The organism is Primorskyibacter flagellatus, from assembly GCF_048268605.1.
Classification (GTDB): domain Bacteria; phylum Pseudomonadota; class Alphaproteobacteria; order Rhodobacterales; family Rhodobacteraceae; genus Primorskyibacter; species Primorskyibacter flagellatus.
Genome location: NZ_JBLWVF010000042.1, coordinates 1 through 8,995, shown reverse-complemented (window position 1 = coordinate 8,995; position 8,995 = coordinate 1). Strand labels below are relative to the sequence as shown.

The 8,995-nt window shown below is 55.5% G+C and carries 7 protein-coding genes; 2 read left to right on the top strand and 5 right to left on the bottom strand.

Annotated features, from left to right (window positions below; all coding sequences use genetic code 11):
• Window positions 1-64 precede the first annotated feature (64 nt).
• Together ACN0WV_RS19270 and ACN0WV_RS19265 are read left to right on the top strand one after the other, a co-directional pair.
• A complete protein-coding gene (locus ACN0WV_RS19270) occupies window positions 65-544 on the top strand; it encodes a dihydrodipicolinate synthase family protein (protein ID WP_417607863.1) in 480 nt (159 codons plus the stop codon).
• Window positions 545-631: 87 nt separating this feature from the next.
• On the top strand, window positions 632-2,176 hold the full coding sequence (locus tag ACN0WV_RS19265) for an aldehyde dehydrogenase (NADP(+)) (protein WP_417607862.1): 1,545 nt from the start codon (window positions 632-634) through the stop codon (window positions 2,174-2,176).
• 163 nt (window positions 2,177-2,339) lie between these two features.
• On the opposite strand, the gene ACN0WV_RS19260 is transcribed toward ACN0WV_RS19265, so the two are convergent.
• The 5 genes from ACN0WV_RS19260 to ACN0WV_RS19240 form a co-directional block, all read right to left on the bottom strand.
• On the bottom strand, window positions 2,340-3,371 hold the full coding sequence (locus tag ACN0WV_RS19260; protein WP_235866707.1) for a LacI family DNA-binding transcriptional regulator: 1,032 nt from the start codon (window positions 3,369-3,371) through the stop codon (window positions 2,340-2,342).
• Between the two features lie 592 nt (window positions 3,372-3,963).
• Window positions 3,964-4,989, bottom strand: a complete 1,026-nt coding sequence (locus ACN0WV_RS19255) for an MBL fold metallo-hydrolase (protein WP_084354928.1) — start codon at window positions 4,987-4,989, stop codon at window positions 3,964-3,966.
• On the bottom strand, window positions 4,977-6,713 hold the full coding sequence (locus tag ACN0WV_RS19250) for an ABC transporter permease (protein WP_235866706.1): 1,737 nt from the start codon (window positions 6,711-6,713) through the stop codon (window positions 4,977-4,979). The genes ACN0WV_RS19255 and ACN0WV_RS19250 overlap by 13 nt, the downstream gene beginning before the upstream one ends.
• Before the next feature lie 4 nt (window positions 6,714-6,717).
• Window positions 6,718-7,686, bottom strand: a complete 969-nt coding sequence (locus ACN0WV_RS19245) for an ABC transporter substrate-binding protein (RefSeq protein WP_084354927.1) — start codon at window positions 7,684-7,686, stop codon at window positions 6,718-6,720.
• A gap of 12 nt (window positions 7,687-7,698) precedes the next feature.
• On the bottom strand, window positions 7,699-8,793 hold the full coding sequence (locus tag ACN0WV_RS19240; RefSeq protein ID WP_084354926.1) for an ABC transporter ATP-binding protein: 1,095 nt from the start codon (window positions 8,791-8,793) through the stop codon (window positions 7,699-7,701).
• Window positions 8,794-8,995: the final 202 nt, after the last annotated feature.

The window sequence follows — 8,995 nt, the reverse complement described above, 5'->3', positions numbered from 1 at the left end:
GCTGCCGTTCTTGACGGGCGATTGACTGTCGCTCACAGGAAACTGGCCGCCTGACCACCAGGTTTTGCCCACTCCCGCCATCGGTACCGACAATATCCGCGCATTGTGCGAGGTTGAGGGCGTCAAGGGTGTGAAATGGGCGACCCCCAACCCGATGAAACTGGCCGAGGCGAAAGCGGCCTGCGATACGTCTATCGTGTGGGTCGGCGGTTTGGCCGAGGTTTGGGCGCCTGTGTTTTACGCAGTTGGCGCGCGTGGGTTTACCTCGGGTATGATAAACATTTGGCCCGCACGCTCGCTTGCGATTCATGCGGCATTGGAAGCTGGTGATTATGCTGGCGCAAATGCGCTTATCCGCACGATGAAACCGTTTGAGGATGTACGTTCGGAAGAGTTGAACGGCACCAATGTGACCGGCGTAAAGGCGGCGCTGCAGGCCATTGGCCGCGATTGCGGGCCAACACGCGCGCCTTCCGCCTGGCCGCTTACGCAGCCACAGCAGGCAACCATGACGGCGTTCTTGAAAGAAAACGGCTTGATCTAGGGCCAAATGCACGGCGCGCATCCCGCTGGCTGTGTTTGTAAATATGCGGATGGGGCAGACCCCTTCGTCAGCTACAGGAATTTAGACATGAACCAAGTGACCTTCACCCCTCATGGAAACCATCTGATCGCTGGAGAATGGGTGTCATCCGAACAGCGGTTTGACAGTGAACCGGCCTATGGCCCCGCGCATTCTTACTCGGTCGGCAGTGTCGACCTGGTGGATCGCGCCTGTGTGGCGGCGGAACAGGCGTTTGCTGTTTATGGCTGGTCGGACCGCGAAACCCGTGCGACATTTCTGGAAACCATCGCGGATGAGATAGAGGTGCGCGGCCCGCAGATCACCGAAATCGGCACGTCTGAAACCGGCCTTCCCGCCGCCCGTCTTGAAGGCGAACGGGGCCGGACCACTGGCCAGTTGCGCCTTTTTGCGGATCATATCCGCAAAGGCGACTATCTGGATCGTCGCCATGATGCAGCTTTGCCGGATCGTAAACCGGTGCCGCGCCCGGAAATGTACATGATGCAGCGTCCTGTCGGGCCGGTTGCGGTTTTTGGGGCCTCGAATTTTCCTTTAGCGTTCTCAACAGCGGGTGGTGATACCGCATCGGCCCTTGCAGCGGGCTGCCCTGTTGTAGTGAAGGGGCACAGCGCGCATCCCGGAACGGGCGAAATCATTGCCGAGGCGATCCACGCTGCGGTTAAATCCTGTGGCCTGCATCCGGGCGTGTTTTCGCTTATTCAGGGGGGACGGCGCGATGTGGGGACAGCCCTTGTCCAGCACTCATTGATCAAGGCTGTTGGTTTTACCGGCAGCCTTGCAGGCGGTCGGGCGCTGTTTGATCTTTGCGCACAGCGCGCCGAGCCGATCCCCTTCTTTGGCGAGCTTGGGTCAATCAATCCGATGTTCTTGCTGCCTGCTGCCATGGCGGCGCGGGCGGCCGAAATCGGAACCGGCTGGGCAGGGTCACTGACCATGGGCGCAGGGCAGTTCTGCACCAATCCCGGTATTGCCGTTGATATGGACGGCCCGGATGCGGATCAGTTTAGCGAGGCCGCGCATGCGACATTGGCCTCGGCTGCACCTCAAGTCATGTTGACCAGCGGGATTGCCCAAGCCTATCGTGAAGGCAAAGCCCGTTTTGACAGCCGCAATGCGGTGAAACCATTGTTGGTGACAGAAAGCGTAGATCGTTTTGCCCGCCCGAACCTTTATGAAACTACAGCCGAAGCCTACCTCCAAGATTCTGCACTTGGCGAGGAGGTCTTCGGCCCACTTGGCCTGATCGTGCGCGTGCGCGATCTTGACGAGATGGCGCACCTTGCCTACGGCTTTGAAGGCCAACTGACAGCGACCTTGCATATGGATGACGCCGATCTGGAGGCCGCGCGCCGGCTGACGCCGATGTTGGAACGCAAAGCGGGGCGCATTCTCATCAACGGCTTTCCGACGGGCGTTGAGGTTAACGACACTATGGTTCATGGCGGCCCATACCCTGCCTCAACCAATTTTGGCGCGACATCCGTTGGCACCATGGCCATCAGACGCTTTTTGCGGCCCGTCAGTTATCAGAATTGGCCAGAGGCGCTGTTACCCGACGAATTGAAGGGTGCAATGGCGTACCCAAGATGAATCCGGGCATCCATTGCGGCTGGCCTGAGACCCAAGTCTCCTCCAGCTTTACGTGGAGTCCTTGGGGTTATGCACTGCTCCCCAACCTTGGACCGCCGGAAGCTGGTGTTTTCCGGCTCTGATCACGATGGTGGGCTGGATGCGCCATGCAGCGAAGCTCATATCAGGAAATTGTGCCTCGTTCGATAAGTTCGACAGGGATCTCGAACCAGGCTGGCGGGGCGTCTAACGGCAATTCAATCGCCTTTATAGTGGCACGTGTTAGCGCATCGATCGGCTGACTTATTGTGGTCAGGTCATGTGATTTCCAGCTCGAAATTGGCGCGTCGTCAAACCCGATCACCGATACATCTGCGGGGACTGACAAACCCAACTCAAAGCGTGCCGTATTCAATACGCCAAGCGCGATTTCATCGGTCACCCCGAAAATGCCATCTAGTCCCGCCCTCGGCAAAAGAGCCCGCGCAGCTTCGACGCCCGTTTGATAGGAATTTGCACCATTGGTCCACTGAATTACAGGAATTCCGTGCTCGGCCATTATCGTGCAAAAAGCATCAGCTCTGGCTATTTTGACAGATGTGCGTGAGCCAGAAACGACAACAGCAACATTACGACATCCTGCAGCAATCAGGCGGTCGGCAGCCAAGCGGCCGCCTTTTGCCGAATCTGCAAGGATCAGGTCGGCTGTCGCACCGTCGGGCGGCGATGGACGGTTGATCAGAACCATACGCACACTGTTCTGTGCGCATAGCCGGATCAATTCATCTGGAACCGCGCCTGAAAGCACCACAACATTGCGCACACGATAATCAAGCAACCGCGCCAACTCATCCGGGCTTTCTTTGTCGCTGTTTCTGGTGTTCATCAACAGGCACTGCAGTTTGCGTTGGTGTAAAGCTGCACTCAGCGCGTCTAATTGGGCCGCTATATAGGGGGACGAAACATTCCCTCCAATCACACCAACAAGATCTGATCGGTCCTGATGGAGTGTCTGCGCCAGCCGATTGACGCGATATCCGAGTGCTTCAGCAGCCGCAATAATGCGGCAACGAACCGCGCTCGAAACTTGGCTGCCGGGGGTGAATGTTCGTGACACAGCCGAGCGCGAAACACCTGCCCGCTCAGCCACGTCACTTGCTGAAACAAAGCGCCCACTGGGCGCTGCCCCGGGCTTTTGACGCTCCTTTCCCATCATTTTTGTAGCGGAATGAACGCCAATGCCTCCCGCGCCAAAGCAATCATCGGGGGCAACGGGTACGTCTCAGTTAAACCTCTTAGAGATCTAAGACGCGCGAGTGCTGCGTCCAAGCTAGGATGCTCCGAAGTGAATCGCGAATGCAGCCAAAGGGCTAGCACTGTCACCGACCGAGAGCGCCCGCCACGGCAATGCACGAGCAGCCCTCCGTTTCGATGGCTTGGGTAATGCGGTTTGCCCTTTGTGTAGCTGGTGTTAAGCCCGTCAACCAATAGGACCGCGGCTGCCAAAGTCTGAGGGGCATTTCCTACGCCATCAAGCATACCAATTTGATACCGCCGAACGTGCGTTCCATCCGGTAAAGAAAGCGGCGATGGAAATATGTTGACTGCAAGGTTAAGGCTGGCCGTGATCCCGGCCTCGTACAACGCGGAAGCGTCCTCAGCGGCAGTCAAATTCCCCAACCAAAGCGCGTCAAGCCCAGGACCAATGCCGGTGGCGACGGGAATAAGCAGTGGGTTTGCATCTTCTTGCGCCTCTTCGGCGGGCACTGAGGGCGACATATTTTGTTGTTTATAGCCGAGAGACATCATTAAACCTTCGTGTGAAATGTGCGGATAATCTTTGGTCCGAGCGCGGCTACCAGTTGGGGAGCCTCGTCCAGATTGACAAATGCAGGCAGGATTCTCTGTGCGCCAGTCTGTTGGGCCAGAGCGACCAAGTCGGACTGGCGCGGGTGGACATTCCAGCCCATCCATGTTGCTTGCCCGCTCTCGATAATCGCGTGCGCTGGACTGGTTCGAGGCACATGACTGGAGAAAATGAACCGAAAGTTTACGCGACCAACCACAGATGCAGGCAACCCTGTTTCCGCGTTGGGACCGCTGGCGACGATAACCTGATCCGATCGCGCAGTTTTAGCGTCCACCACAGGTGGTGCATGTCCTGTCAACCTTTCGGTCTCGGCAGATATCCGGGCGCAGGCATGAACATTAAGTCCGGCCGCTGAAAGTGCCAGAACCATATCAGGGCCACGCCCGTTTTCCGGACAGGGTAAAATTGCGCCTTGAGCCGCTTGAACTGCCAGTGCGGCAATCTGATCAGCAAGTTTTTCCGAGCGGTCGCCATAAGACGCATCGGCAAGCACGCTTGTCGCGCGCGGGAAAGGATCGCAAGCCAAGAGGCGGGCTTCTGTACTAAAATCGCCAGTGTACAAAAAACCGCCATCTGGAGTGTCAAAGCGCATCCAGATTCCACCGGGCGCATGTCCTGCGCGGCCCGTTTCCACAGGCAGGCCGAGGACTTGTGTATTTCCATTTTCGGGCAATATTGCATACTGACCCGGCTTCAGGTGGTCAGGTAGGCACCGCAACGTTTTGGCGCTCGCATAGACCGGTGGATTACCGATTTCATGCAATCGGTCTAACCCACCGACATGGTCAATATGAACGTGGCTAAGTAACACGGCGTCGACCTTACCTACGGCCGACAAATCCGGATGTTCTCCCAGCTCTAGACCGTTGCCCATATCGAGCAACAGTTTTCGACCCTCCAACTCAAGTAGGAAAATAGCGGCGCTTTTGCGGCCCATGCCGCTAATCGCGGTCAGTCGCGCCATGGAAGAACCCCCTCTGGCAAACGGTTCCCCAGCAGAAGACTACCGCTCATCAACACAAGCACCATTACAACCATCAAGCAGCCAACTGCAGCAGCCAAGGTGGACGATCCCGCCTCCTCAAGGAATATGATCATCGGGCCGATCGTTTGCGCGCGCGACGACACCAATAAAACAGATGTCTGAATTTCGTTGATTGCCGTCATGAAGACAAGAATAGCCGAGGCCATAACTGCGGGTGCCAGTGACGGCAGCACAATGTCACGTAACCGTGCAAAAATTCCAGCGCCGGCAAGCTGTGCAGCCTCGTCCAGCCCGCGATCAAGCTGCGCATATCCACCAAGTATCGGGCGCAACGCCAGTGCCAGAAAATTTGACATATAGGCGGCTAGAATGACCCAAACAGTTCCATACAAGCCGGTCCCAATAAAAGGTAACGGGCGCAGGAAAAACAGGATCATTGCCACACCGATAATAATCCCAGGCAAGGCGTATGCCATTTCTGATGCCATTCGCAGAAACTGCGCGATACACCCCTGACGCCAAGTCAACACATAACCGAGTGCGACCGCGACGGGGATCAATACTGCCACGGTGGTTAACGTCACCCAAAGGCTGGTCAAAAAAGCATCACGAATACCTTCATGATAGAAAAGGGCGTTCGAGAAGTTTTGGAATGTGATGGTTTCAAAGTTTACGGGCTGTCCATATCCGCGAACCAACGCCGTGCCAAACAGGGCAGAAAGCGGCAACATCAAAAAAATCAAATGATACAGCCATGCGATGCCAACGATCGGAAGACCCCAGCGCCCCAGCGCAATGCGTGGTGGGCGCTGCGCCGTTTCAACACGTTGATCACCTTGCCGACCCAACCAAGCCGTCAGCGTCATGCCACCAACAGTCAAAACAGCCAGTAGCAGGGCCAGCAGGGCCATATCATTGAGTGCCGAGGTTCCGTAAGAGTTGAGGCGACGGTAGATCAGGGTGATCAATGTCGGAACACGCCCCGGAATGCCGAGCATTGCCTGGATTCCAAAGTTCCCAATTGCGGAAACAAAAGCCAGCGCAGCACCAGCAAATATGCCGCTGCGTATCAGGGGTAAAATGATATCAAGGGTTGCAGCCCGATGGCCTGCGCCATTCGCATGGGCGGCTTCGATCATGGATGCGGGTAGACGTTGCAGGCTGGCCCGAACAGATAGGAAAACCAGTGGCCCATTATACAGGCCAAGCAAAAGGATAATACCCCCCATAGAATAGAGTGGATGACGCATGCCCGGCGGTAATGACCAACCAAGAATGCCCAACAACGGGCTGGCTGGTGAAAAGGCCTGAACCCATGCCAACGCAATAACCTGCGGCGGGATCATCAACGGCAACATAAACCCGAAAACCCAAAGCGACCGCTTGCGCATGTCGGTCAGGTTGCACAGCAGCGCTGCGATCGTGCCAAGAACCGTAGATATCAGAGTCGCGGAAACGGCAATCCAGATGGTATTGACTGTTGCTTCAAGCACCCTGCGGCCACCAAGGACATCGACGATACGATCTAGGTCGAAACCGTCGTTCGTAACCAGTGCTGCATACGCCAGCCGTGCCAGCGGTGCTATCGATAGCACCCCAACGAAAAGCACGAGCGCCAGCAACAACGCGCGCTCGCCTCCAAGCCCCAGCTCGGGCCGAAGCGTCCAGAAAAGACGCTTCGGCATATTGTTATATACAGTCACTCTATTAGAGCCCAAAAGTATCTGCGAATTTTTCGCGGACGGTTTCATTCGCTCCCAATGCCTCATCGGCATCATATCCCAGAAGCTTCATATCTGTGAGATTTGGAAACCCATCAGGGCCGTCAACACCTGGCAAGATCGGCAAGTTGCCTTGTTTAGCCACCAGTTCTTGTCCTGCTTCGCTGAGCAAGAAATCGATAAATTGCTTGGCTTCTTCCGCATGTTCCGTCGTTGCCATAATTGCAGCAGGTTCGGTGATGAAAGAAACGCCATCGTTCGGAACAATGTAGTCAATTGGCGAACCGGCAGCTTTGGCGCGCAGTGCGTTGGCATCGACTATGATTGCATATTTTGCCATGCCAGACGCGACAGCCTTCGTCGCGGGGCCGTTGCCGCCTTCTGGTATGACATCCAGATCGTTCAGGCCTTCATAGAAGTCCCAACCGATATTTTCGGCACTAAGCAGTGCGTGCAGGTGATTCAGGGCGGCACCAGAATACAGCGGTGACGGCACAGCGATCATGCCGCGATTTTCTTCGGTGAGCAATTCAGCCCATGTTGCGACTGGCGCGGCAATATTTGGATTATAGGCAATACCTGTCGTGATCGCCTTAGTGCCGAAAAAGGTCATATCCTGATCATATGTCACCGGATCATAGTTCGCGACTGGCGCGTCTGGATAAGTCATAAGATGACCCCCAGCCTTCAGTTCACCAAGGTTGATCACATCAGCCACTAGCAAAACATCTGGTTGGATTTGACCCGCTTCGATTTCGGCGCGCATTACGTTCATCAGGGCCGATGTTCCGTTGCGGGTCCATTCGACTTTAATATCCGGATGGGCGGCTTCAAACGCGTCGACGGTTTCCTGTGCTTGTTCAGGTGCTTGGCTTGTGTACAGCGTTAGCGTTGTTTCAGCATAGGCACCGCCAGCCATGAGGACCGCAACAAGTGTAAGAGGGAAAAGTTTCATTATTCTTTTGTCCTAGATATGGTTGCAAGTTGGGTGTGTCGTCGGGATGACCCAGCCGTCATTCAGGGCAAGTTTGACCTGTTGACCGGATGTCAAAGATGCAGGCGCGGCAATATCCACTGACAACGGAACGGCTCCCGATGGGCCGGCCATCACGTTGGCACGCAGATAGGCGCCTCTGTAGGTTGCGCGTGTGACGTTGGCGCAGATGCCATCGGGTGCGGCGTCTGCGATCATATGCAAATCGCCGGGATGGAACGAAATTTTGGCATGCGCACGCGCATCTTGGTCAAGGTTGCAGCGCAACTTGACCGGCTGACCTAGTACGATTGCAGACGCGAACCCGCCCCCCAGCGGGCGAATATCTTCGGCCTCAAGCACGCGGCCTTCACCGATGAATCCAGCGACGGTTTCGGTAGAAGGTCGACGAAATAATGCCTCTGGTTTATCGAATTGCAAAATTCGACCGCGATCCATAACCGCGACACGATCTGCCAGAGCTAAGGCTTCAGACTGATCGTGTGTGATATAGAACATTGTCGCACCCGTACGAGCATGGAACGCTGCAAATTCTTCTTCCAATGCCCCGCGAAGATGGACGTCCAGATTGGCCAAAGGTTCATCCAGCAAAACAACACGACTTTCCATGGCCAAACACCGTGCCAAAGCAACGCGTTGCCGCTGGCCGCCAGATAAATCCGACGGGCGCCTATTTGCCTGCGGGCCCAGCTCAACAAGGTCCAGTACGTGGGCGACACGGGCTTTGCGTTCCTTTTTGGGAACTCCTGAAATTTTCAGCCCGTAAGCGACATTCTGTGTCACGCTCATGTGTGGCCAGAGTGCATAGTTTTGAAACACCACGCCAATGCCACGATTTTCGGGCAGCAGATGTCGCTTCGGGCCAGAAACTGTCTGGCCCCCAATGTCTATTTTCCCGGAATCCAACCGTTCAAAACCCGCAAGACAGCGTAATAAGGTCGTTTTTCCGCATCCTGAGGGCCCAAGAACCGCCACAAATTCACCGGAATTGATCGACAGTGAAATCTGGCGCAAGACCTCAGTCTGGCCATAACTCTTTGCTATATTGTTTGTTTGAATTTGGTTCACGACTGTTCCCACTCTCTGACCGCACAGCTGTGCAGCTTTGGGAAATCAATGGTGAAAATTGATGACAGCTCGATTACACGCTGGTAAAGTTTTGATGAAAGTTCTGCAGCGTGCCCAATTTATGGGCTTTGATGATGTGACCACCCCCCGACGGCATCAATGTGCCAAGGTGGGTCTACGATGATCCACAAAGGAGGACGGT

Coding starts and splice junctions, on each gene's coding strand:
- ACN0WV_RS19265 (WP_417607862.1), top strand. CDS start 632: ATGAACCAAGTGACCTTCACCCCTCATGGAAACCATCTGATCGCTGGA.
- ACN0WV_RS19260 (WP_235866707.1), bottom strand. CDS start 3,371: ATGATGGGAAAGGAGCGTCAAAAGCCCGGGGCAGCGCCCAGTGGGCGC.
- ACN0WV_RS19255 (WP_084354928.1), bottom strand. CDS start 4,989: ATGGCGCGACTGACCGCGATTAGCGGCATGGGCCGCAAAAGCGCCGCT.
- ACN0WV_RS19245 (WP_084354927.1), bottom strand. CDS start 7,686: ATGAAACTTTTCCCTCTTACACTTGTTGCGGTCCTCATGGCTGGCGGT.